The organism is Fictibacillus solisalsi (assembly GCF_900103485.1).
GTDB classification, from domain to species: Bacteria; Bacillota; Bacilli; order Bacillales; family Fictibacillaceae; genus Fictibacillus_C; species Fictibacillus_C solisalsi.
The window spans coordinates 198,064-221,333 of the sequence record NZ_FNHW01000001.1 but is presented as its reverse complement, the minus strand read 5'-3'; the positions used below and the strand labels follow the sequence as shown (position 1 = coordinate 221,333).

25 protein-coding genes are annotated in these 23,270 nt (G+C 44.4%); 6 read left to right on the top strand and 19 right to left on the bottom strand.

The window, feature by feature from the left end:
• Positions 1-84 precede the first annotated feature (84 nt).
• The 5 genes from BLT53_RS01160 to BLT53_RS01140 form a co-directional block, all read right to left on the bottom strand.
• A complete protein-coding gene (locus BLT53_RS01160) occupies positions 85-2,211 on the bottom strand; it encodes a glycosyltransferase family 39 protein (protein WP_342027836.1) in 2,127 nt (708 codons plus the stop codon).
• Positions 2,208-3,101, bottom strand: a complete 894-nt coding sequence (galU, locus tag BLT53_RS01155) for a UTP--glucose-1-phosphate uridylyltransferase GalU (protein ID WP_090232140.1) — start codon at positions 3,099-3,101, stop codon at positions 2,208-2,210. The genes BLT53_RS01160 and galU overlap by 4 nt, the downstream gene beginning before the upstream one ends.
• On the bottom strand, positions 3,098-3,505 hold the full coding sequence (locus BLT53_RS01150) for a GtrA family protein (protein ID WP_090232139.1): 408 nt from the start codon (positions 3,503-3,505) through the stop codon (positions 3,098-3,100). The genes galU and BLT53_RS01150 overlap by 4 nt, the downstream gene beginning before the upstream one ends.
• Positions 3,498-4,481: a glycosyltransferase family 2 protein gene (locus BLT53_RS01145; protein WP_090232137.1), complete on the bottom strand. Its 984-nt coding sequence runs from the start codon at positions 4,479-4,481 to the stop codon at positions 3,498-3,500. The genes BLT53_RS01150 and BLT53_RS01145 overlap by 8 nt, the downstream gene beginning before the upstream one ends.
• A gap of 140 nt (positions 4,482-4,621) precedes the next feature.
• Positions 4,622-5,527: a substrate-binding domain-containing protein gene (locus tag BLT53_RS01140; RefSeq protein ID WP_090232136.1), complete on the bottom strand. Its 906-nt coding sequence runs from the start codon at positions 5,525-5,527 to the stop codon at positions 4,622-4,624.
• Positions 5,528-5,653: 126 nt separating this feature from the next.
• Between BLT53_RS01140 and modA the strand changes: the two genes are divergently transcribed.
• Together modA and BLT53_RS25685 are read left to right on the top strand one after the other, a co-directional pair.
• Entirely contained in the window at positions 5,654-6,466 is an 813-nt protein-coding gene (gene modA / locus BLT53_RS01135; protein WP_090232134.1) for a molybdate ABC transporter substrate-binding protein, read from the top strand.
• A gap of 115 nt (positions 6,467-6,581) precedes the next feature.
• Complete coding sequence (locus BLT53_RS25685; protein WP_342027835.1) at positions 6,582-6,905, top strand: hypothetical protein; 324 nt, start codon at positions 6,582-6,584, stop codon at positions 6,903-6,905.
• Positions 6,906-6,961: 56 nt separating this feature from the next.
• Here the strand turns inward: BLT53_RS25685 and wrbA are convergent, their stop codons facing one another.
• From wrbA to aldA, 11 genes are all read right to left on the bottom strand, one after another.
• Entirely contained in the window at positions 6,962-7,573 is a 612-nt protein-coding gene (gene wrbA, locus BLT53_RS01125) for an NAD(P)H:quinone oxidoreductase (protein ID WP_090232132.1), read from the bottom strand.
• 137 nt (positions 7,574-7,710) lie between these two features.
• Positions 7,711-8,487, bottom strand: a complete 777-nt coding sequence (mreC, locus tag BLT53_RS01120; RefSeq protein WP_090232131.1) for a rod shape-determining protein MreC — start codon at positions 8,485-8,487, stop codon at positions 7,711-7,713.
• A 380-nt stretch (positions 8,488-8,867) separates the two neighbouring features.
• Complete coding sequence (locus BLT53_RS01115; RefSeq protein WP_090232129.1) at positions 8,868-9,719, bottom strand: dimethylarginine dimethylaminohydrolase family protein; 852 nt, start codon at positions 9,717-9,719, stop codon at positions 8,868-8,870.
• A gap of 112 nt (positions 9,720-9,831) precedes the next feature.
• On the bottom strand, positions 9,832-10,689 hold the full coding sequence (gene mle / locus BLT53_RS01110) for an alpha/beta fold macrolide esterase (protein WP_090232127.1): 858 nt from the start codon (positions 10,687-10,689) through the stop codon (positions 9,832-9,834).
• 580 nt (positions 10,690-11,269) lie between these two features.
• On the bottom strand, positions 11,270-11,782 hold the full coding sequence (locus BLT53_RS01105; RefSeq protein WP_090232126.1) for a YbaK/EbsC family protein: 513 nt from the start codon (positions 11,780-11,782) through the stop codon (positions 11,270-11,272).
• 72 nt (positions 11,783-11,854) lie between these two features.
• Positions 11,855-12,871 carry a S66 family peptidase gene (locus BLT53_RS01100; protein ID WP_090232124.1) on the bottom strand — a complete coding sequence of 339 codons (1,017 nt, stop codon included), beginning with the start codon at positions 12,869-12,871 and terminating at the stop codon, positions 11,855-11,857.
• 15 nt (positions 12,872-12,886) lie between these two features.
• Entirely contained in the window at positions 12,887-13,330 is a 444-nt protein-coding gene (locus tag BLT53_RS01095; RefSeq protein ID WP_090232123.1) for a GNAT family N-acetyltransferase, read from the bottom strand.
• A gap of 91 nt (positions 13,331-13,421) precedes the next feature.
• Positions 13,422-13,985, bottom strand: a complete 564-nt coding sequence (locus tag BLT53_RS01090) for an undecaprenyl-diphosphatase (protein WP_090232121.1) — start codon at positions 13,983-13,985, stop codon at positions 13,422-13,424.
• Between the two features lie 127 nt (positions 13,986-14,112).
• Complete coding sequence (gene ybaK, locus BLT53_RS01085) at positions 14,113-14,589, bottom strand: Cys-tRNA(Pro) deacylase (protein ID WP_090232120.1); 477 nt, start codon at positions 14,587-14,589, stop codon at positions 14,113-14,115.
• A 33-nt stretch (positions 14,590-14,622) separates the two neighbouring features.
• A complete protein-coding gene (locus tag BLT53_RS01080) occupies positions 14,623-15,849 on the bottom strand; it encodes an MFS transporter (RefSeq protein ID WP_090232118.1) in 1,227 nt (408 codons plus the stop codon).
• Between the two features lie 319 nt (positions 15,850-16,168).
• On the bottom strand, positions 16,169-17,620 hold the full coding sequence (gene aldA, locus BLT53_RS01075) for an aldehyde dehydrogenase (RefSeq protein ID WP_090236610.1): 1,452 nt from the start codon (positions 17,618-17,620) through the stop codon (positions 16,169-16,171).
• 78 nt (positions 17,621-17,698) lie between these two features.
• Here aldA and BLT53_RS01070 point away from each other — a divergent pair, with 78 nt between their 5' ends.
• The 3 genes from BLT53_RS01070 to BLT53_RS25565 are packed head-to-tail and all read left to right on the top strand — an operon-like array spanning position 17,699 to position 19,241.
• Positions 17,699-18,415: a LysE family translocator gene (locus BLT53_RS01070; RefSeq protein ID WP_170834188.1), complete on the top strand. Its 717-nt coding sequence runs from the start codon at positions 17,699-17,701 to the stop codon at positions 18,413-18,415.
• Between the two features lie 24 nt (positions 18,416-18,439).
• Complete coding sequence (locus tag BLT53_RS25570) at positions 18,440-18,889, top strand: phosphotransferase (RefSeq protein WP_280138788.1); 450 nt, start codon at positions 18,440-18,442, stop codon at positions 18,887-18,889.
• A gap of 10 nt (positions 18,890-18,899) precedes the next feature.
• Complete coding sequence (locus tag BLT53_RS25565) at positions 18,900-19,241, top strand: phosphotransferase (protein ID WP_342027866.1); 342 nt, start codon at positions 18,900-18,902, stop codon at positions 19,239-19,241.
• A 13-nt stretch (positions 19,242-19,254) separates the two neighbouring features.
• Here BLT53_RS25565 and BLT53_RS01060 read toward each other — a convergent pair whose 3' ends face one another.
• Positions 19,255-21,369 carry a PAS domain S-box protein gene (locus BLT53_RS01060; protein WP_170834187.1) on the bottom strand — a complete coding sequence of 705 codons (2,115 nt, stop codon included), beginning with the start codon at positions 21,367-21,369 and terminating at the stop codon, positions 19,255-19,257.
• A 156-nt stretch (positions 21,370-21,525) separates the two neighbouring features.
• Complete coding sequence (locus BLT53_RS01055; RefSeq protein WP_090232114.1) at positions 21,526-21,888, bottom strand: winged helix-turn-helix transcriptional regulator; 363 nt, start codon at positions 21,886-21,888, stop codon at positions 21,526-21,528.
• A 142-nt stretch (positions 21,889-22,030) separates the two neighbouring features.
• Between BLT53_RS01055 and BLT53_RS01050 the strand changes: the two genes are divergently transcribed.
• A complete protein-coding gene (locus BLT53_RS01050) occupies positions 22,031-22,666 on the top strand; it encodes an FMN-dependent NADH-azoreductase (RefSeq protein ID WP_090232112.1) in 636 nt (211 codons plus the stop codon).
• A gap of 55 nt (positions 22,667-22,721) precedes the next feature.
• On the opposite strand, the gene BLT53_RS01045 is transcribed toward BLT53_RS01050, so the two are convergent.
• Positions 22,722-23,129, bottom strand: a complete 408-nt coding sequence (locus BLT53_RS01045) for a hypothetical protein (protein ID WP_090232110.1) — start codon at positions 23,127-23,129, stop codon at positions 22,722-22,724.
• Between the last annotated feature and the right edge of the window lie 141 nt (positions 23,130-23,270).

The window sequence follows — 23,270 nt, the reverse complement described above, 5'->3', positions numbered from 1 at the left end:
TATGAAAACTTCGCTGTAAAACAGCTTTTGATAGCAGTTTAATCGTTCATTTCACTCGTTTCCCAGGAAACGGCCACTGATTGATCAACCTTTATAGACATACAATGTTTGATTTTGTGATGGCCCAAAAGATATAGTGCTCTTCTTCTCATTATCGTTGGAGCTCCATTCACTGGAAGGTACTTTTTCGCAATTCTTCTTGATCCACTCGTTGACCTCCTGATTTCCTCTGCCTCCCATTCGGCCATCGCTGCTCCCTGAAATTAAGAAATATTTAATCTCTCCCCCCTTGACCAGCTTCTCAAGTTTTTGTGCCGTCAATGCAGGGTCACTTCCAGAAAAGCCCCCCATCGCCATTACCGCATAATCTGTGTTTAAAATAATAGGAGCCGCGGATTGGGAACTTTCTGTGGCAACCAAATACTTTTCTCCGTTATAATGTTTCTTTAAATAGCTGATCAGTTTTTTGTTCACTTGCTGATTCATGGGATTGTCTTTTTTCATTTGAGGCATTGCCGCGCGATTGAACCGCTGGATGTTCTGACTGCTTCCCGTATTGCCCCCATCATTCACTCCAGATCCTTTGCTGTTTGAAGGTCCGCCTGGCAAGTCACCTCTGGCTGAGATTCCTGGAGGCCCTCCCATACTGCCGCCAACTTCATGAGATGAAGGTCCTGCAACCGGTATTGACGAATTCCCGCCTTGAATCGTCAGCACAGTCCAATACAACGGTAAGACCAAAGCGAGCAGCAATCCGGCAAGAGAGGCTTTAAACGTGGGTATCTTTCGTAAGATAAGCACAACGGCGGCCAGGATTCCCGCCAAGACAGCACCACCTGCCCAACCAAGAGAAACCGATTCTTTATTCTGGTAAACAATCAATGCTTCAAAAAGGAAAGTTATCAGGATTCCAACAGGCAGAAGCCATTTCCCTGCTCCTTCCCCCTCTTTATATTGCTGCCATAACAAGACCCAGCCGGTTCCGACGAGCGCTGCAATGGCAGGCCCCATCATGCTTAAATAATACTGATGAAAGAATCCGGCTACGCTGAAGAACACCATCATGGGAAGAAGCCAGGCCAGCCAGAACAGCGTAAGTTTGTGCTGTATCGTAAATTCCATCGTTCGCCTGAACTGAACGAGAGATCCAATGACTCCGAACAATACAAATGGCAGGAGCCAGCTGATTTGTCCCGAAAGTTCAGTGGAGAAAAGCCGCAGAATACCAGGCGTCCCTGTACCGAACATTCCTCCACTCTGTGTCATTTTTTTCATTTCGCCATTCATGTTTGGAGGAGCTCCTGCTCCTGGATTATTCTGAGTACCATTTGTTGCAACCGGGCCCGATTGGCTTTGCTGGCCCGGTTTCTGGTATTGATTCGTGTTTCCTTGTAGCATTCCACCTCTTGCCCCTTGACCTTGGTTTCCTGTAAGGCGCGATAGTCCGTTATATCCGAGAGCCAGTTCAAGAACGGAGTTCGTTTGGCTGCTTCCAATATACGGCCGTTCGCCTTTCGGAACAGAGTCCACAACAACCGCCCAGGACAGGGACACCCCCGCCAATACAACAGATGCCATAACCAGATGAAGAATTCGCTTTTTCCAATTTACTTTACGTGCTAAAAAGTAAAATATATAAAAGGCCGGTAACACCATGTATGCCTGAAGCATCTTTATGTTGAAGCCAACTCCAACGAGCACCACACTCAGAATCAGCCAGCGAACTTTCTGCTTCTCCACCGATTTCATGAGTGCCCAGGCGGCGATCAACAATGTTAAAATCAAAATACTGTCCACGTTGTTTGTACGCACCACTCCGACAAAAATGGGGGAACAGGCAAGAACAAGACTGGATAGGAGAGCCGCACTTCGTCCAAACTTGGGCTTGATCAACACATACATCAACGTAACTGAAATAACACCAGCCAAAGCTTCCGGCAGAAGGACGCTAAAATCACTGACACCTAACAGGTAAGCGCTGGATGCCTGTATCCACAAAGCCACTGGCGGTTTATCCACTGTAATAAAGCCGGCTGAATCAAGTGACCCATAAAAGAAGGCGTGAAAGTTCTGCAGCATGCTTTTCACGGCGGCCGTGTAATACGTATTGGAGCCCGCATCTCCTAGGCTGTAAAAGTTCAGTACGGCAGAAAACAGGACAATTAAGATTAGTAAATAATCAATCTTCCATTTTCCGATCTGTTTCATCATACCGCTGATCCCTTCCTTTCCGGCACAGAACGCATGATCGTTTCCAGAAACGGATAGAGCTCGTTCCGTATATGTTCACGCTGCAGACCCATTTCGATCATCGCTTTCATATAACCCACATGGTCTCCAATATCAAATCGTCTTCCTTGAAGCTGTACGGCATAAAGGTCCTCCGTGCTGCACATTTTCCTCAGTGCATCAGTGAGTTGGATTTCATTGCCTGCTCCTCTTTCAAGTTTTTCCAGCAAAGGAAAGATGGACGGTTTTAATATATACCTGCCCATAACAGCAAGGTTGGAAGGTGCTTCATGCTCTGCCGGTTTTTCTATCAGGTCAATGACTTTTCTGACGGACCCTTTTCCTTTGGCTGGGTGAATCACCCCGTACTTGTGAAGAACCTCCCGTTCCACTGGCTGCACACCGATGGCAAAAGCTTCCGTTTGCCTGTGCCATTGAATCAACTCCTGCAAAGCTGGTGGTTCGGACATCATGATGTCATCACCGAGCAATACTGCGAATGGTTCATTTCCAACAAATTCCCGGGCGCATAATACAGCATGGCCCAGTCCCAGTGGTTCCTTCTGCCGGATAAAATGGATGTTGGCCAAGTTGGAAATCGCCTGGACCTCACCCAGTTCACGAAATTTTTCTTTTTTCAACAGCTGCTGTTCAAGCTCAACCGACTTATCAAAATGGTCCTCAATCCCTTTTTTGTTTCTCCCTGTGACAAACAAAATACTTTCGATCCCAGATTGTACCGCTTCCTCAACGATATATTGTACAGCGGGCTTATCCACGATCGGCAGCATTTCTTTCGGCTGCGCTTTTGTTGCCGGCAGAAACCGTGTGCCAAGACCCGCAACAGGAATTACTGCTTTTCTTATTTTCATGTATGTTCTCCTCTTTTCCACTCTTTTTCAGGAAAAACCAATAGCTTTGTGCCTGCAAAATTAATCAGTGTTCCCACAACGGTAGCTCCGAGTTTGCTGCTGTAGACTCCAAGGCTTGCCTGCTCATGGAACAGCCAAAGGAGGAGCGCGGTGACCAGGAAGGTGACTCCATTGGTGAGCGCAAACCGGAAAAACTCAGCAAAATCAGCTTTTTCTGTTTGCTTGAATGTCCATGTCCGGTTAAAAAAATAACTGTTTAGGACACCCGCACTATATGAAATGCATTGTGCCACCATATACGCCAGCCCCGACCAGGCAAGAAGGCTGAAAAGACCGTAATCCAGCAGCGTGTTCAGCGCACCGACACTGCCAAACTTGGCGATTTCTGATGTTTTCTTACCCATGGCGCAAAGAACGGGGCCCTGTCATTTCATGGGCAGATAACCCGTAGGTTTCTTTCACAATATAGAGCGGCCTGTCTTTCGTTTCATCATAAATACGCCCGATGTACTCTCCCATCATGCCTAGGATCATGAGCACAAAACCGCTGAACAGCAGCTGAATGACAACTAGAGAAGACCAGCCCGGGACAGTTGTCTTGGTACAAAACGTTTGAAACAAAACAGCGAGCATATAGACAAAGCCGACAACCGAAAGCGCCATTCCACCATAGCTCGCCAGCTTTAACGGCTTGTAGGAAAACGACGTAAGTCCGTCAACGGAAAGCTTGATCATTTTCTTTAATGGATATTTGGTTTTACCCGCTGCACGTTCGTCCCTTCCGTACTCTATAGCGGTTTGGCGGAAGCCCACCCAGCTCACTAAACCGCGGACGAACCGGTTTTTTTCCTGGATTCCCTTGAGCTCATCACAGACTTTTCGGTCAAGGAGCCGAAAATCACCCGTATCCACAGGAATTTCGATATCTGTCATCCTGCGCAGTGTTCTGTAAAAAAGGGAAGCCGTCTGTTTTTTAAAAAAGGTCTCTCCCTTTCTTGCCGTCCGCTTGGCATATACCACGTCATAGCCGGCTTTCCATTTTTCAATCATGTTCAACATCAGTTCCGGGGGGTCTTGCAGATCTGCATCAATGACAATGACCGCTTTTCCCTTCGCATAATCCATTCCTGCAGAAATCGCTACCTGATGGCCAAAGTTCCTCGAAAAGTCAATCAGCTTCACATTGTAATCCTTCTGCCGGATTCTCAACAGCTTTTCAACCGTTGAATCTCTGCTGCCATCATTCACAAAGAGAAGTTCATAGGATTCTTTCGTTGTGTCCATCACAGCTGTCAACCTGCGATACGTTTGTTCAATGACTTCCTCCTCATTGAACACAGGAACCACAACAGAATAGGTACAATTCCTCTCTCTTTCCATTCACATCTCCATCCTTTCCAAGAAATTCATTCCTGCTCGAACAACCATTATGGTCAGTTTAGAGAAGCAAGCTTAACTCTTCCTTAACATTAAGCAAAACAAAAAAACCAGAATTCCGTTGAACGGAGATCTGGTTTTGGTTAGGATTCATATACGATTTTTCCTGAGAGGTGAAGGTCGTAGCCTTTTAACTGGCTGAGCTGGGTTTGAAAATCGGGTGAAGTGATGGTATCCTTCACGTGCTGAAGAAGGTTTCGGTTGTCTTTTAGCACCACCAGGTCATATTGTTCCTTGATCAGGGGGATAAAATCCACTTCAGCCATTTTGGCTACGTTCTCGATTCCTATCCCGGCATCTGCCTGTCCGCCTGCTACGGCAGATGCAATCGAAAAATGACTGGTGTGTACGGTGCTGTATCCTGAAATATTCTCACGGGAAAGCCCGGCGAGCTTCAGCTGTTCATCCAGCAACACCCTTGCGCCTGCTCCCTTTTCACGGTTAACAATCGTCACACCCGGTTTTGTGAGATCACTCCAGGTTTTGATCTGGAGCGGATTTCCTTTTTTTACATAAATGCCCGCTGTCCTGCATACCAGGTTGATTAAGGCAAATGGTTCGCTGATTAAAATGCGCTTCACATAAGGCACATTATAGGTCCCGCTTTCACCATCAAACAAATGGACGCTCACAATATCGCACTGTCCCTGGTACATGGCCATTAAGCTGTTCAGACTGCCCATATACCACCTTAAAGGAGACGTGCCAAGCTTCGGCTCTAAATGCTTTCCAAGAAAATCAAGCACCATATCCTGTCCGCTGATGACCAGCTGTTCCCTTTTTGGTGGAGGCTCGTTGCTTTTTTGCTGCTTCTGCACGGTCTTTGAGCTGTTTTTATATGCTTCAAGATCTTGGTCATCAATTCGCATCTGTCTGCCGACCCGATAAGCCGGCAGCTCGCCCTTTTTGATCAGATCATAAATGGTAAGCTTTGAAACTCGCAAGCGGTCGGCTACTTCTTCTATGGTATATGATACTGGTTTATCCATACGATCCCCCCACGTTATAAGTGTATCTAATTTTTACAAAAATGTATTCCCTCTCGTCTTAATTATTTTAGTTATAATTAATTATAACTAATTATAATAAGTTATAATAAACCTACTTTAGTTGAAATGAGGGACATAGATTTGAAAAAAACGGTTTATCTCGTACTCTTTCTCTTTTTATTTTCAATTTTGTCTGCTTGCGGAGAGAATCAGTCTCCCGACAAAAACGCAAGCAGCAAGAAAACGACAGAGCTGACAATCTCTGCGGCCGCAAGTCTTAAAGATGCCTTAACCGGCATACAGAAAACCTATGAAAAAGAGCATCCAAACGTTAAGCTTCGTTTTAATTTCGGAGCTTCCGGCACCCTTCAGCAGCAGATTTCTCAAGGTGCTCCTGCAGATTTATTCTTTTCCGCAGCAGAAGATAAGTTTGATATGCTGGTGAAGGAAGGAATGATTAAAAAGAGCGAAGGAGTCAACCTTGTCGGTAATGAAGTTGTACTGGTTGTACCCAAGGATTCAGAGACAAAAATCTCGGCATTCACCGACCTTTCGAGGCCTTCCATAAAAAAGATTTCCATCGGAACACCTGAAGCCGTGCCGGCCGGATCCTATGCCAAAGAATCCTTTAAAAACATGAAGCTCTGGAATACGCTGGAGTCCAAGCTTGTCTATGCCAAGGATGTGCGCCAGGTTCTTTCCTATGTAGAAACCGGAAATGTTGATGCCGGGGTTGTGTACAAAACAGACGCCCTGATCTCAAAGAAAGTACAGATTGTTGCTTCAGCTGATCCGAAGACACACAGTCCAATCGTTTATCCCCTCGGCATCATTAATGACACCAAACATAAAAAAGAAGCAAAAGCGTTTTACCACTACTTGCAAAAACCTTCAACCGTAAAAACCCTGGAAAACTACGGCTTCAAAAAAATCAGCTGAGAACAAAAAGCAGTTCACGATTGGGTGAACTGTCTTTTCCGGTATACATAAAGTTTCTGTCCTCTCCATACTCATATAGGCAATAGGGAACGCTTTCCTTAGAGAGGTGACGTCCGTGAATGTAAAAATTGTCAACCGAAAGCTGGCTGTTCATGAGTTCAATATCATAGGTGTGAGCATATCTTCTGTTTTACTGATCGGAGATGCTCAATCCATCTCCGCCGGATCTGCCTTCGATACGCCCCCCACCTCTTTAGTGGTAGGCCCTCTTCTTGTGCCCGTTCAGGGTACACTTGAGCCAGCCAGTCAGAGCACAGCACCTCCTGAAACAGGGGCTTCCGTTCCATTGACAGCCACTCCTTCTGCAGCAACTCCTCCATCGGGAGGAGCGGCCCCTCCTGCGCCACCTGCCGGCGGCGGAGCTCCTGCCGGATCGTAAAAAGATAAAAGCCGGTCTCCTTCTATGGAAACCGGCTTTTTATCTTTTCATTTCAATTATTGGTTGCCCTGCTTGACCCACTGAGCTACGTTTACAGTACGTTTCGCTTGATGCTTCACCGCACCCTGAACGTCTTCTACCATATTGCCGCTCTGATCGACGGTAACACTTGTGCCATAAGGATTTCCTCCGGCTCCATAGAGTACAGGATCTGAATATCCCGGTGTAGCCACAATCGCACCCCAATGATACATTGTTGTGTATAAAGCCAGTATAGTGGCTTCCTGTCCGCCGTGGGGATTTTGAGCAGAAGTCATGGCACTGACTACCTTATTAACCAGCTTGCCCTGGAACCAAAGACCTCCTGTGGTGTCAAGAAACTGTTTTACTTGTGACGGAACGTTTCCAAAACGGGTCGGAACACTGAAAATAATCGCATCCGCCCACTCGAGATCGCTCAACGATACTTCCGGAACATGTTTAGTTTCTTCGACATGAGCTTTCCAGGCAGCATTGGATTCAATCGCTTCTGGCGGAGCCAGTTCCGGAACCTTTAATACTTTGACCTCAGCCCCTGCTTCTTTCCCACTTTCAGCAGCCCATTTTGCAAGTTGATAGTTCGTTCCTGTCGAGCTGTAATAAATGACAGCCAGATTAATTGCAGCCATTCGATTCATCTCCTTTTTTAAAGAGTACACTACTTTTCTTACTATCTTTAACATAACCTTTTAAAAATAGTTTAAACCTCTATTTTTAGTTAATAAGGATTTGTAAGTATGTACCTTTAATTTATCAGGAAATGATTTTATGCTTTTTTACCTGTTCTAAGAATGATCACCTGATTGATATCATAAAAGTCGGCCGTTGGTTTAATATAGGCAATGCTTGTCAAACCGTAGGGATCGGGCTTCACTTTAACAACGGTTCCGATATCCAGATTCGGAGGCAATATTTCCCCCAGACCCGAAGTGACCACCTTTTCACCCTTTTTAAGATTCTTGTTCAGAATGTCACGGACCATCAAATACTTGTTGCTCGGATCAAAGCCGTTCAGTATGCCGTTCACATTTTTTTTGCCTTGTATGGCCGCGGAAATACGGTATCTCTTGTCTTTACTGGATAGCAGTTTTACTTCAGAAAATGTCGGCTTGACCTGTGTGATCTTGCCGATCAGTCCATCCTTGGTCATGACGGCCATGTTCTCCTGAACGTCATCATTACTTCCCTTGTCAACGATAACCGTTTCATACCAGTTTGCCGGATCTGCTTCCCGGTGCATCACACTCGCCTGCAATGGATTATATTGCTCGACTTCTTTCGTTTTATCAACAACCGCCTGAAGGTTTTTATTTTCCCGCTTTAACTCCAATTGCTGTACAGAAAGAGTTTCCTGTTCCTCCAGTTTGGCTTTTAAAACTTTATTTTCTTTTTCAATGGAAGCCATGTCTTTAACATTTTGGACAATTCCTAAAACGGATCGTTGCCCAGGTATGGTAATATTCGTAAAATAATACAGCAGCATTACTGCCAAGACAGCGACACAAACCAACAGCAGTAAAAATCGTAAACTAAAAAATCTCATGAATGAAACTTCACCTTTCACATTTATCTGTCAATGAATCACATAAAATAGTCATTTCAAAGAGGAAAACGCTGCTTCACATACGTTACATCATAGCGAAAAAGCCGAAGAAATCCCCCCATTATCGAATGATTTACACACAACCTTCAAATTCAGCGGTAAAACTTCTACCATTGTACCATGAAATAAGAAAAATGGTGCCAGCCATCTTGGAAATTCGACGAACCGGCACCATTGCGTTGCTGACATTTAATTTTCTTTTCATTTATGAAAAAAGGACACTTGGGTTTGACATCTTCGCCGATGTTTTGGCAGGTTGTCCCATTGCTCTTCCCGTCCCCTTATACTCAGTTAGTTAAACTGCAGGCACGTTAAGCGGATTACCTTACCAGAGGCAATGTACAGCAGCGGAAGGAACCCCCGGATTTAATAATCTCCGATAAATCTACTTCAATTACTTCATAGCCTCTTTCCCGAAGCTTGCTGTTTACCTTCTTGTTGAAGGGCAGACTGAATATCTTCTTATTCCCAATAGAAAGAACATTGGTACCCAGGGTGAACTGTTCTTCCTTGCTTACTTCCATGGTGTCATACATTTTGGATAGAAGGTCGAGTTCCTTTTTTTGAAAAGCAGGAGGGTAAATCAGTGCTTCCCGGGGGGAAAGAATATTGAAGACACAGTCCAGATGCAAATACTTTTTATCAAAAGGAATGCCCATCACGTTTTTTTCTGGTAAATGGTTGCGCAGTGTATGGATAGAAATATCCGAGGTACGTCCGCTTACCCCGACAAACACCTTGTCCCTGTCAGTGATCACGTCTCCGCCCTCAATTTTCGTGTCAGGCAGCTGCTGCATCATTGCCTTTTGGGAAATGAGCCATTTCTTCAATATTTCTTCTTCACCTTTTCGGATGGCGCTTCCCATAGTAGAGAGAAAAACAGTAGAATCGATGGTAAATCCGATATCCCTGGTAAACACTTGTTCCGGATATTGCTGATCTGGCGGCAATTCAACAACTTCTACACCCTGATTACGAAGCACACGTACAAACTCTTTATGCTGTGCGGAGGCTAAGCGTCTGTTTATATTTTCGCGGGCATAATGCCGTTGGGTTTCATTGATAACCTCTGAGATGGACATGTACTGTGGTCCACATACAATGACGCGGGCAAGGGGGGCATATTCGCTGCGGCAACTGATGCTTTCGGTGGGATTCAATGCGATAGACATGTGGTTCCTCCGATTCTGTTAGGTTACTTTTTTATTTCCCGCTGTCCGCTTCACTCTAAACATCAGGCAAAAGAAAAGCAGCCGTCAAAATGACAGCTGCCCATTGCTTTTTTTATCTATTATTTTCTACCAGAGAACTTGTTTTTACGAGGGAAGCTATAATTGTATCCCAATCTGTACGATGCAGTTCATGACCAGAGCCCTCGAGAGAAATCAATTGCGAACGAGGAATGGTCCTGGCAAGCGCCTTCCCGTGCTCAAAGGGAAGAGCAGGATCCTCCGTACCATGAATCACGACGACCGGAACAGAAATCTCACCCATTCGGTCGTAAAACTCTTCTCCGCCACCAAGAAACGCGTGATTAAACCTGCTCTGCAGCTGTTTGGCCCGGTTCATTTCTCTTTCTGCCAACCGGTTCATCCGTTCTTCTTCAAACGGTTTTGAGCCGGCCAGTGTTTTCCAGCCTCCTGCCAGATACGAAACAACCGCTTCCCGGTCGGACCAGTCTAAGGTCGCACTCTTTCCATGGTAATCGAGAATTTTTTGATCCATTGGCGGAAGCTTTTCCTGTTCCATTCCAAACACACTTGAAGCAATGAGCGTCAGTGTTTGGATGCGCTCTGGATTCCGAATGGCAAGAATCTGACCCACCATTCCGCCCATGGACATGCCGACAACATGAGCTTTTTCCAACGAATAGGCATCCAGCACACGGATCGCATCATCAGCCAGGTCGGTAATGGTGTAATTGGCACTTCCCGGTTCATACACAACAGATTTGCCTAAATCACGGTGATCGTACCGGATGACATACCTTCCTTTCGAAGCCAAGGCCGAGCAGAAGTCTTCATCCCACCAATCAAGCGAAGACATGGCTCCCATGATGAGTAAAATGGCCGGATCCTCCGGATTTCCAACGTTTTCTGTACAAATATCCATTCCATTAAATGAAATTATTTTTTCCTTCATAACGATCCCTCCGTACTTTTGGTATCCAACGCCGGGTCGATCAGGCGCAGAACTTTTACTCGTAACGGAGCAGCAGGTCTGCACCTATCATTATCTGACTCTCATCCATTTGATAATCATGACGTGGCAGCCTCCTTTAAATGAATGTTAACGGGGAAAACCCCCTTCCACTATATCATGGTTTGAGGGAAAATAATCCAATTATTTCTTGCTTTTTTCTATAAGTCGCTAAGTAGACCTTTTACAAGATATTTATTCGGAATTAAAAACACGAAAAGCCCTGCGGGTTGCAGTACGTTTTACATCCCTTCTATAGGTAATATCTCCTGTAAAATATTGCCGTTGCAATGACAGAGCAGATCGTATAGCCAACTCTGTATAAAAGGAATTACATCACTTGTTCCATTATTTCTTCTTTTCTCATTGTTGCTGTAAAGTCTGGCTTTCTATCAAATGACAGTATATGCACAAATTTACTCCCTCTCCCCCTCTCTATAACAATAGACGAAGAACATTTGGAAAAAGTTAACAAATTTGAGAAATCCAACAAAAAAAGGACCCTGATCAGGATCCTTACTTTTTAAGAATGGCTTTTTACTTTTTCTGCTTCGATTTCTTCGCTTTCCCAGCCTTTGCAGATGTCCACCCATTCTTTGGCCGAGGCGTATGCAGACAATTCCTCACAGGTCAGCTCGATGGCAGAGTTTGAGCTGCCGCAGGCCGGAAAGAGTGTATCAAATCGCTTCATGGATTCATCGAGATACACATCGAGATCATTTTTCAAACCGAAAGGACAAACTCCTCCAATCGCATGTCCGGTTTGGTCAAGCACCTCTTCGGGTGAAAGCATCCGGGCCTTAAATCCAAATCGTTGGCGGAACTTCTTGTTATCGATCTTGGCATCTCCTGCTGCCACGACAAGGATTGCCCGTTCTCCCTCTCCCCTGAACGACAAGGTTTTCGCAATCCGTGCAGGAATAACACCAATCGTATCAGCAGCCTCCTGTACCGTTGCACTGGATGTGTCAAACTCCTTGACATCTTGTTCACGGTTGAATTGTTTGAAATGTTGTCTAACACTTTCAATGGCCATTTCTCTCATCCTTCCAAACAGATATTTCTAGCATCTTATCATGTTTCGTAAAAAATATCGAAAAAAATCGAATCACCGTTTAAAGTGTTGCAGAATCGTTCCTCTTCCTTCAACGACTCCCACTTCTGCCCAGGCACCATTAATCAATGTTACCTGTGGCGGAACATGTCCGCAATCGATGTCATAGATGACCGGGATCTGCAGCTCTTTGGCGAGATCATGATAAACATCTTCAACCGTATATCCGCCCACTGGTTCATTGGCGGCACTACGGCCAAACAAGATCCCAGAGCACCCGTTAAACCAACCCGCCATTTTCATTTGCACCAATGAGCGCCGAAGATCAGCCGTATTCAGCTCACAATTTTCGAGATACCAAATCACCGGTTCACCGGGAATGTGTTCTTCTTTAAAGCTTGCGACATTTCCAAAAGGAGTGCCAATCAAATGACGAATTACATCAATACATCCGCCCAATAGACGGCCCTTGATTTGTTCAGCTTGGCGGGACACCGTTTTCCATTCGGTCCTTTCTGTCAGATGATAGACATGAGGCGAAGGATTTTCGTGATCCCATTTTTCCTGATACTTCTCAGAGGAGTGTTGCAGCACCGAATCACCTTCTGATGCGGACAATATCGTTTCCCACATGGCTGTTGTGGCTTCCGTTTCTTCTCCCCGCAAATCGATCAGGTTTGTACCGTGCGCCGTTGCTATTCCTGTTGTTAATGTAACCGCGAGCAGCAACACACTTATGTCCGAATAACCGAGGATCCATTTTGGTTTTTGTATGGAATATTCAACGAAAGGCAGCATTTCAATCAACAGCTCCCCTCCCCATGGAGGGAAAACGAGATCGATATCCTGTCTTTTCATCATATCATTAAATTCTGCTGCTCTCAGTGTTGCATCCGCGGATTTTGCCTTGCTTTGTGTCCATGGCGTTTCTCCGCAAACCACTTTGTAACCCGCTTTTTCCATTCTTTCAATTGCCTGTTTCAGCAAGGGATGAAGCTCTGAAGACAAACCCGAGGATGGCGCCGTCACACCAATTGTTGCCCCTTTTTCCAGAGATGGATAAATAATCATTGCGGTTTCCCCCTTTTAAAGGCTTTTATTCATGACCATTCGGTTTTCGTTCACAAGGTATCCGTTTTTCTCATAAAACGTTTGAGCAAGCCCCTCTGTTGCGGTTAACAAATAAATGCTCCGTACTCCTCTTCCTTTTAGTTCTTTCTCCAGGAACTTTAACATTTTTGATCCATAGCCTTTACCTTGAATCTCTGGGTTCACGCAGCATTCCGCGATATAGTAGGTAAGTCCTTGGTAGGTTCTCTTGCAGTTGCCTGCGATGAATCCCGCCAGCATTTCTCCTTCATAAAACATAATTCCGAAAAACTTCGGGGTATACACAAGATCGCGTAATCTTTCCCCTGCCGTTTCGTTCGTCCAGCTCTCGTTCCAGGGTTCACAGTTGAACACCTGCTGATAAAGCGAAACACAGCCATCCACATTCTCATTGGTAATTAAAACAGTGGTGAGCGGCACTTTAATTCTTCCTTTCTCTATTTACAGTGCGAAATATTCCGTCTATTATAGCAAAAAAAACGGTCCAGTTGTTTAACTGAACCGATACATTTTAAAGATATTCGACTCCCTTTTTTGAAGAATCCATTTTGGCAAAAGGCATAGCGGACATAGTTTTTACTACGAGTACCGCAGAAAAAATACCGAGCATCCCGCCTGTAACCACATCCACCGGGTAATGCACTCCAACCCAGACACGGGAGATGGCCACACAGCATGCTATGAACATCCATACGGTTCCTGTTTTCCTTTTGAAAAGCAACAAAACCGTACAGACGGAGAAAAAAATAATTGAATGGTCGCTTGGAAAGGAGTTATCTATGGCGTGTTCAATTAACTGGTTCGCATCCTGCAGTACGGAAAACGGTTGATGATGAGAATAGAACAACCCTGCCAGCCGCCCGAGGATCTCTGCCACCAGACAGCTTACAATCGCGAAAACCACCATCAGCCTATTGCGCTTGGAACGGGTCAAAGCATAACCGATCAACACGATTACCAAAATATACAACATATACTCTGCCATAAACACCATAATGGGATTTACAGCAGATGAGGGATCCGCCCACTGATTAATGCTTCGAAACGTCTCATTATTAAATTGAGTAAAATCCATTTAATACCCCCTGTAATTTTAAAATATCCTTTTTCTTTTTTCTCTTTCTAATCTATAAGAAAAATGTATAATTCGACATCGAGACATCTTACAACTTTCTTACAATGTTGTAAGGTCTTCCTTCCAGTTATTTCGATACATCCCCATAACGGCCTTTTGTTACATTGATTAAATCTTGAGGAGACAATTCTACTTGATAACCGATTTTCCCCGCGCTTACAATGACCGTTTGCAGCTGTGCTGCTTGCTCTTCGACAATTGTAAAATAAAGCTTTTTCATCCCGATCGGCGAACAACCGCCACGGACATACCCTGTGACAGGAAGCAGTTCTTTGACCGCCAGCATCTCTACTTTTTTCTCCCCAGCTGCCTTTGCTGCTTTTTTCAAATCCAGCTCCTCTTCCACCGGGATTACAAAAACGTAATATTCCTTTCCGGCCCCCTGCGCCACCAGTGTCTTGTATACGGATCCCGGCTCTCTTCCGATTTTATGGGCAACAGACACGCCATCTATTTTTCCGTCATCCGTACTGTAATTCATTGGTTCATAGACTATTTTTTCTTTGTCCAGAATTCTCATCGCATTCGTTTTTACTTTTTTCATAAAAAAACTCCTTCACTTGCTTTTTTTATGCCCTTATAAGGTACGGCTTACTTCAGTACGTTCCCGTTTGTTCACCTGCAGTAAAGAAAAGGATAAAAGGGCTGATCCCATAATGAGTACCGCTCCTAAAATATAAACGGCACGGATACCTAGATGCTCGGCTACCAATCCCATTAAAAAGATCGAGAGACTGGAAATGATGGACAGCAGTGTCCCGCGGCTGGCATATACCTTGGGCAGATGCTCACTTCCGATATTGCTCTGAAAAGCCGTCTGCTGAGCGACATCCCTGATTTGATAGACAGGCCCCATCGCAACACATAGAATCAGAGCAAAATAGGGAGCACTTGTCAGGCCGTATAAAAGGGTAAAGAGGCTAAAGAAAAACGAGCCAGCGGCCATGCTTACTATAAGATGTTTTTGGATTTTGTTAGCCAGCCACAGTGTGCAAAGTCCGCCGATAATGGTACCTGCATAATAGCTGGCATTGATGAATCCCCACCACTGCTCTCCCTCATGAAGCACTTCTTTTACATAGACCAGTGTCAGGGCTCCAATCCAAATGGAACCTGCCATTCCTTCGATGGCATCCATCAAGGTGACCGTACGAAGCGTGGGAACTCTCCATAATAATACCCAGCCCTCTTTGATCGTGTTCCATTTCGCTTTTGTGGCCGGCGCTCTTCCTTCTACTTCCGGCAGATAGCGGCTGCAAATGAGCAGGCAGCACACAGCAAGGACCATCAAAATGACAGTAACAATCAAAACAGGCTGGTGTCCCAAGCGTATCACCGCATATCCAGTGAAAGTATATCCTGCGATCTGAACGGCTTGATTCGTAATGGCGAGAGCACTGTTAGCCTTAACCAATTTCTCTGTCTCCATAATTTTCGGGATGACAGAACTAAGAAGAGGATCCGCCCATCCTTCTGTACAGGAAATAAGTAAAATGAACGCAAACAATACTGGCAAATGTCCGGTAATGAAATCGAATCCGGCAAGAAGAACGACCACGAGCACGGCTTTGCATCCCTCTAGAATCAAAAGCAGTTTGTTGAAGGGAAACCTTTGAAGAAGCAGGGGGGATGTAAATCCTCCTGAAAGACGGGAAACTGCTTGAAACAAAGGAAAAAGCGAGGAAAGAAGCGGCGAGCCTGTCATTTGAAAGATAAAGGTAGTAATCACCATGATATAGACCGCATCAGCGAGGGAAATACTCGTTTGCGCTGTCCAGAAACTAAGAAAAGGAATCCTACTCATGCACCACATTCCTTTTTATGTAAATTTATCGTTTTATACTATCATACACGATACTAGGAGGCAATGACTTACTGTTTCTAAGTTGTGCTTCTCTTTTCAATTTAATCATGATATACTTACTTTTGCGATGAGCTTATTTTGCATAAGACGAGATTGACCCGCCGATTAAGGCAATGCACAATGTGGAGTGCTGTCTCTCGCCGCAAAACGCCAAAAGACGTCCTGATGGACGTCTTTTTTCTATTTTATTATACAACATGAACCTCTTAACAATACCTGGAAGAGCCCGGCATCCCATGCCGGGCTCTTCCAGGTTTCCTTATTGAATATCATTCTTGTATTCCATATAGACTGCTTGGGTGACGAGGAAGTCTTCGATGCCGTGCTTGCCGTCCGCACCGCCCAGTCCGGACTTTCTCTGGCCGGCGTGATAGCCCTGAATCGCTTCAAAGTTTTCGCGGTTCACGAACGTTTCTCCAAATTTCAATTCGTTGGCCGCTCTCATTGCTTCATGTACGTTCTCTGTATAGATGGAAGAAGACAATCCATACTCTGAATCATTTGCCCATTCAATGGCCTGGTCTAGAGTGCTGTAGGTCACAACCGGCAAAACAGGTCCAAAGATCTCCTGCTGGATAATTTCCATATCCTGAGTGACATTCGTAATAACCGTCGGTTCATAAAAGAACCCCTTATCCATATCCGCACGCTTGCCGCCTGTTGCAACCTTGGCTCCACTGCTGACGGCATTCTCCACCATTTCATGAACGGTTTCCAGCCTGTCCTGGCTGACCAGCGGCCCCATTTCTGTATGTTCTTTCGATGCCTTGCCAATGGTGGTATCTCTCATTGCGTTGACCATTTTATCGACAAATGCATCAGCCACACTTTCATGAACATAGACACGTTCAGCGTTCGTACAAGCCTGCCCGGCATTTGTAATTCTTGACGTTTTAATTTTTTCCACGGCCAAATCAAGATCCGCATGCTGAGTGACGATGGCCGGTGCTTTGCCTCCAAGTTCAAGGTTCACTTTTGTGATATTTTTGGCGGCTGCTTCCATAACTTTCGAGCCGGCACCGATGCTGCCTGTCATCGTCACGATGCCTACTTTCGGATGGGAGGCCATCGCATTGCCGATTACCGATCCTTTACCGGTAACCAAATTATAAACGCCTGCCGGAATTTCCTCTTTCATGCTATCGATGAGCTTAGTGAACTCGACTGCCGTGTTCGGAGTCTGCTGGCTCGGTTTCAGGACTATGGAGCACCCTGTAATAAGCGCGGTCGCAACCTTTCTTGCTAAAATAAATACTGGAAAATTCCATGGAACAATACCGGCCACGACACCGATTGGTTTGCGGTAGAGGAATATATTTTCATTTGGCCGGTCGCTGGGAATGATCTCCCCTTCAATGCGGCGCGCCCATTCAGACATGTAGTGGAAATACTCAATCGCTGTATCAACCTCCATGCTGGCCGCATCGTACGGCTTACCCTGTTCTTCAGACAGCAGCTGAATGAAGGTTTCTCTTTTCTCCTGTATCAAGTCCCCGAGCTTTCGGACTGCTTTTCCCCGTTTGAAGCTCGGAACCTTCTCCCATTGCTTTTGGGCTTCAAACGCCGCGTTAATTGCTTTATCAACATCTTCTTCAGTCCCGTTATAAATAGAAGAGATCACCTCTTCCGTTGACGGGTTGAGGATATCAATCGTCTCATCGGATGTGGAAGGTACATATTCACCATTAATGTAAAGCTTATGTGGTTGCACTAAAAAATCCTCCCTTACTTCTTTTAAGTACATCCGTTATCTTCCACATTTTAGATATCATAAAACATGATGGGTGTTTTGAATACAGCGACTGACAGGCATGTCTTGTCCATCAACACCATAGAATTAGTGAATGGACAAGAAGGAGTGGCGAGAATGAAGGATTGGGTGACATTTATTCATTTTATCGTGTTGGGGTTAAGTTTGGCCGCACCGATCGGTCCGATGAATATTGAAGTTATGAGACGTGGATTAACAGGAGGATTTTTAGCCTCTTGGTGTGTGGGACTCGGCGGATTGACAGGAGATGTACTGTTGCTATTAGGCATTTATTTTGGCCTGGGGGATGTCATGCGGATCTCAGGTGTACAGATCGGTATGTATGTAATCGGGATCGTTCTTTTAACGATATTGGGCTGGCAAAGCTTCCACCATGCTTTTCAAACAAAAGACAGACAAGATATAGTATTTAAAGAAATCAGCCCAAAGAGCGCCTATATGACAGGGTTCATGATTTCCATTGCCAATCCAATCAGCCTGATTTTTTGGTTTGGTGTGTTTGGTACCTCACTGCATGTTCTCACTGCTTCCCATTCCGTTGTTTTTTCGGTACTCTGCAGTTTCGCGATTCTGCTGGGCTTATTTTTATGGAATCTTAACCTGGTGTGCACCATTCATTTTTCCAAAAGACTGATGAGCGTGAAAGTGATGAGAACCATCATGATATTAGCCGGGCTGTGCCTTTTAGGTTTCGCTTGTCATTTTTCCTATCGATTATATAATTTAATTCTATGAAATTATCGCAGTAGGAGGATCATTTTGGGAAATCTATGGGATGCTGAAGTCATCGTTACCCCCTTGCTCGCCAAACAGCTCATTGAAGCTCAGTTCCCACAATTATCGCCTGCCCTTGTGGCTGAGCTTGGCAGAGGATTTGACAATACGGTATATGCCGTAAATGGACAATATGTATTTCGGTTTCCCCGCCGCTCCATTGCCGTGCCGCTTTTGAAAACAGAAAATGCCCTGCTGCCACAACTGGCAAAGAAATTGCATATTCCTATTGCTACTCCTTGCTTTTTTGGCCGGCCAGAACCGGGTATGTTCCCCTGGCTGTTTACGGGGTATCCTCTTCTTCCCGGAGACCCGCCAGGGAATTTACCTTATGAAGAGCGGATGCAATCAGCGGCATGTCTCGCAAATTTTCTGCGCGTGCTCCACTCGTTTCCTGTTGAAGAAGCGTTAAGCCAGGGCTGCTCGAGTTTTTAGAGACCATACCATTCCTCATGACATTAGCGGACAAACCGTCCTTGTCCACGGGGATCTGCATATTCGCAACACGCTTGTTAATAATGAGGGAGTAATAGCCGGTATTATCGACTGGGGTGACGTTCATGTCGGCCATCCTGCTGTGGATTTATCTTTCGTATACAGTTTTCTTCCTCCCGAAGGCCGTGACCGTTTTTATCAAATTTACGGTGAAGTCACTCCCGAGACGCAAGAACTGGCCCGGTTTAAAGCTCTTTACACCACAGCGGTACTCCTTCTTTATGCTCATAACACGAAAGACTGGCACCTGCAAAAAGCTGCTGCTCAAAGCCTGGATCTTCTTCGGACCTGAGCGGCAGCTTTTTTTATAGTGGAAACCGCAGGGTAACGGTCGTCCCTTTTCCTTCTTCACTCTTCAGATCAATGGTTCCCTCATGAATCTGCATAATTTTCCTGGATACCATCAATCCGAGACCAATTCCTTTTTCTTTATTGGAATAAAAGGGTTCTCCCACCCGGTCGAGACGTTCAGCCGGCATTCCCTGGCCATCATCTCTGATGGTGATATTCACTTGATGCTCATCCACAAAGGAAGATATCCAAAGTTTACCGCCATTCGGCATGGCGTCTGCAGCATTTTTGAACAAATTTAACATAAGCTGGCGAATGTGTCTTTCATCGCATTTGATGAAAGGAAGATCAAAATTCAGGTCTGGAATCATCGTAATGTTTTGCAGAAAGGGCTCTTTCTTCATCTGTCTCAGGAGGTCCTTCAATATAAGGGATATATTTTTCTTTACAAGATTTATTTCATGGTGCGGCTTTGCAAGAATTAGGAATTCATGAAGAACTTGCTCGATCGTTTCAAGCTCAGACATGATAATCCCTGCGTACCGAATATTTCCAGTATGCTGGTTTATTTGCATAAACCCTTTAATTGTCGTTAGAGGATTTCTAATTTCATGCGCAACCCCGGCAGCCAGCTGACTGACAATCTCAAATTTCTCTGCTTTTTGGATCTGTTGTTCATTTTCTTTCAGATCGGTGATATCCTCCCAGATGCTGACGTTTTTGAAAACCTTATCTTTGACCGGAAATACAGGATATCGCCTCCAGCGGATCCAGCGCTGTCCCCGTTTTGGATGATTCAGACGGTAGTCCATATTAATAATCGTTTCAGGACGTTTTCTGCCGGTTAAGCGCATTGCTTCCTGATCCTCCGGATGAATACAATGCAAGGCGAGCACCGGGTTGTTCAGTATTTCAGCTGAGGGCTTGCCTAAAATATCTTCCCCGCCAGCGCTTAAAAAATAGATTTTGGAGAAGTCGGGGGAATGGATACAAAAGCTTTCCTTTGCATTCTCCGTTATTTCGCGGAGAATTTCCTGGCTTTCCTGCAGTCTCTGGAGAACGTTCTGAAGCTCGGTGTAATCTTTTAAAAACACTGCTATGCCATTGTCCGTTGGATAGGTTCGAATATCAAAATATTTACCGAGCGTGTCTGAATACACTTGAAAATTGCATGGAACTTGTTGTTCGATGGTTTTTCTGAAATTCTCTTTAAATGGATGCTGCAGAACAACCGGGAAAGCATCCGTTATCACCTTGCCGAGCAGCTCTTCCGCAGGAATCTTCCACATCTTCTGCAGCGGTTTGTTCATATAGGTGAATCGTAATTCTTCATCCAATATATAGAATCCATCCGTGATGCTTTCAAGAATCGTTTCACACCGTTTATTGGCTTCTTTCAATTCCGCTGTCTTTTTTCCCAATTCCCACTCGATCTGTTTACGTTTGGAGATATCTCTTGTTACGGAACTTAGTGCAATCACATTGCCATTTTCATCTTTAACCGAGGAAAAGGTAACGCATACATTAATCAATTCTCCATTCTTTTTAAGTCTCTGTGTTTCAGGATTTGTAATTCTCTGGCCGGTTTTCGCCACTTCCAAATAATGAAGGAAACTGGGATACAGCAACGGGGGAATGTTAGGTAAAGTCCGTCCGATCATTTCATCTTGTGTCCAGCCAAACAATTCTTCATAAGCTGGATTTAAAGCCAGTACATTGGTTTCAAGATCGATCAAAACCGCCGGATCTGCTTGCTTTTCAATGACGGATTTGTGGAGTTCAATCGCGGCTTTTCCATAACTTATCGGCGAGAGAATCCCTTTTAAATATAACAATTGATTATTAACGATGGCTCCATGGGTCCATTTCACATGTCTAATATCTCCTGTTTTGATCATAATCTTACAATCAAAATGGGCATACCCTGAAGAACGTAGCCCTCTGCTCCAGCGTGTAAACTGCTCATGCTGTTCAGGTGGAAGAAAACTGATGAATGGCCGGTGAAGGATTTCCTGTTGTTCATAGCCAGTGAGGTTATTCCAAGCTGAGTTCGTCTGTTGGATCATGCCTTGTTCATTGCAAACAATATATATTTCTTCGGATACTTGAAAAAACCAATCTGCGTCCAACCTTATTCCTCCTTTTCTTCTAATCATGAACCACAAATTAAAAAAATTCATCCACTATTTTTTTACAATTAAACCTCCCCATTTTCTGTATCGGTCAAACCCTTGAGGTTTCAATTTAAGGAAAATCATAGATTCTAATAAAAAAAGGAAATCTTTTCAGATTTCCTTCTCGCTCAACGCTTCTTCTTTCTTTTTCATTTCCATATGTTCCACATGGGCAGCTCCCCACTGGTGCATGGCATCCATGACGGTCTCCAGACTTTTTCCGTATTCCGTAATTGAATATTCCACTTTTGGGGGGATCTGCGGATAAACTTTTCGCTGGACAATATCCTGCTCTTCCAGTTCACGAAGGTGAAGAGTAAGCATGCGCTGAGTAATATCAGGCATTAATCTTCTAAGTTCATTAAAACGCAACACATCTCCATTCAGCAGATGTTGTATAATAATCGGTTTCCACTTTCCAACAATCATATCGAGTGCCACAACGACCTGGCATTGCTCGGGATTCTTCTTCATTTTTGCTGCCCCCACTTTTACAGTACCTTTTTTTATACTATACCACATAAATGTGCCTACTTCACAAATTCAATCCTAAGAGTGATAATAACACATGCACACGTCGTGTGTTGTAAATTTACAAGAAAAGGTGGAAATAATAATGGCAAAAGTATTATACATCACTGCCCATCCTCATGATGAGGCCCAATCTTTTAGCATGGCTGCCGGAAAGGCATTTATCGAAGAATATAAAAATTTGAATGCTGAAGATGAGATCGTTCATATCGATCTTTATAAAGAAAAAATCCCGCAAATTGACGCCGATGTATTCAGCGGCTGGGGAAAATTGCAAAGCGGCAAAGGTTTTGAAGAACTATCTGCTGTCGAAAAGGAAAAAGTTGAACGTTTAGGCCAGCTTAGCGAGCAATTCGTTGATGCAGACAAATATGTATTCGTAACACCGCTTTGGAACTTCTCATTCCCGCCAGTAATGAAAGCATATCTTGATTCCGTTGCTGTTGCAGGAAAAACATTCAAGTATACAGAGCTTGGCCCTGTTGGTCTTTTAACAGACAAAAAAGCCATTCACATTCAGGCTCGCGGCGGCATTTACTCTGAAGGCCCTGCAGCAGAACTTGAAATGGGTCACCGTTACCTTGGCATCATGATGAACTTCTTCGGTGTTCCTTCATTCGATGGCGTATTTATCGAAGGACATGCAGCAATGCCAGAAAAAGCACAAGAAATCAAAGAAAATGGTGTTGCACGCGCTAAGGATGCAGCACGAACTTTCTAATAAATTTAAAATCAAGCGAGGCAGATCTTTTACTAAGATCTGCCTTTTTTGTTGACTAAAAAAGAACGGGATCAAATGCTTCTTTCAGATAGCTGTTGATAAGGGGGATTGTAAATTCTTTGTTATACCGTTCAGACGCCACACACCTTCCATCCCATTGAAGTGTATCCAGCTTGGTTTCACTGTCTTCGTTTTTTAACAGGATATAAATGATGCCATTTGGTGACCTTTCAAAGCAGAGCGCTCGTTGTTTAATCATGATTTGGGCAAAAACCCCGGGGACAGCTTCGTTAATCACAATGTTAATTTCATCCGTTTTTTCTTCTACAGGTCGTAATTTAAATTTCATATCACCAAAAAAAACGTTAATGGAATGCTGGGCTTTATCAATATGAACACGCGCTTTATGATCCAATATGTACATTTCCTTTACCTTTTGAATGAGTTTTTCTGAGTATGACATACATCGCACCTGCCTTTTTCTTTTCAAGCAATACATTCGATAATCATGCAAACTTTCCCTTCCTGTTTCTGTCTATTTTTCTGTTTTTGCGTCATTTCATGTCTATGTTATACATCCCCCGTAAAAAGGGTAGACTACAAT

What these genes read in the sequence shown, in the direction of transcription:
- BLT53_RS01160 (WP_342027836.1), bottom strand. Translation starts at nt 2,211, where the DNA reads ATGATGAAACAGATCGGAAAATGGAAGATTGATTATTTACTAATCTTA.
- galU (WP_090232140.1), bottom strand. Translation starts at nt 3,101, where the DNA reads ATGAAAATAAGAAAAGCAGTAATTCCTGTTGCGGGTCTTGGCACACGG.
- BLT53_RS01150 (WP_090232139.1), bottom strand. Translation starts at nt 3,505, where the DNA reads ATGGGTAAGAAAACATCAGAAATCGCCAAGTTTGGCAGTGTCGGTGCG.
- BLT53_RS01145 (WP_090232137.1), bottom strand. Translation starts at nt 4,481, where the DNA reads ATGGAAAGAGAGAGGAATTGTACCTATTCTGTTGTGGTTCCTGTGTTC.
- BLT53_RS01140 (WP_090232136.1), bottom strand. Translation starts at nt 5,527, where the DNA reads ATGGATAAACCAGTATCATATACCATAGAAGAAGTAGCCGACCGCTTG.
- modA (WP_090232134.1), top strand. Translation starts at nt 5,654, where the DNA reads ATGAGGGACATAGATTTGAAAAAAACGGTTTATCTCGTACTCTTTCTC.
- wrbA (WP_090232132.1), bottom strand. Translation starts at nt 7,573, where the DNA reads ATGGCTGCAATTAATCTGGCTGTCATTTATTACAGCTCGACAGGAACG.
- mreC (WP_090232131.1), bottom strand. Translation starts at nt 8,487, where the DNA reads ATGAGATTTTTTAGTTTACGATTTTTACTGCTGTTGGTTTGTGTCGCT.
- BLT53_RS01115 (WP_090232129.1), bottom strand. Translation starts at nt 9,719, where the DNA reads ATGTCTATCGCATTGAATCCCACCGAAAGCATCAGTTGCCGCAGCGAA.
- mle (WP_090232127.1), bottom strand. Translation starts at nt 10,689, where the DNA reads ATGAAGGAAAAAATAATTTCATTTAATGGAATGGATATTTGTACAGAA.
- BLT53_RS01105 (WP_090232126.1), bottom strand. Translation starts at nt 11,782, where the DNA reads ATGGCCATTGAAAGTGTTAGACAACATTTCAAACAATTCAACCGTGAA.
- BLT53_RS01100 (WP_090232124.1), bottom strand. Translation starts at nt 12,871, where the DNA reads ATGATTATTTATCCATCTCTGGAAAAAGGGGCAACAATTGGTGTGACG.
- BLT53_RS01090 (WP_090232121.1), bottom strand. Translation starts at nt 13,985, where the DNA reads ATGGATTTTACTCAATTTAATAATGAGACGTTTCGAAGCATTAATCAG.
- ybaK (WP_090232120.1), bottom strand. Translation starts at nt 14,589, where the DNA reads ATGAAAAAAGTAAAAACGAATGCGATGAGAATTCTGGACAAAGAAAAA.
- BLT53_RS01080 (WP_090232118.1), bottom strand. Translation starts at nt 15,849, where the DNA reads ATGAGTAGGATTCCTTTTCTTAGTTTCTGGACAGCGCAAACGAGTATT.
- BLT53_RS01055 (WP_090232114.1), bottom strand. Translation starts at nt 21,888, where the DNA reads ATGAAGAAGAATCCCGAGCAATGCCAGGTCGTTGTGGCACTCGATATG.
- BLT53_RS01050 (WP_090232112.1), top strand. Translation starts at nt 22,031, where the DNA reads ATGGCAAAAGTATTATACATCACTGCCCATCCTCATGATGAGGCCCAA.
- BLT53_RS01045 (WP_090232110.1), bottom strand. Translation starts at nt 23,129, where the DNA reads ATGTCATACTCAGAAAAACTCATTCAAAAGGTAAAGGAAATGTACATA.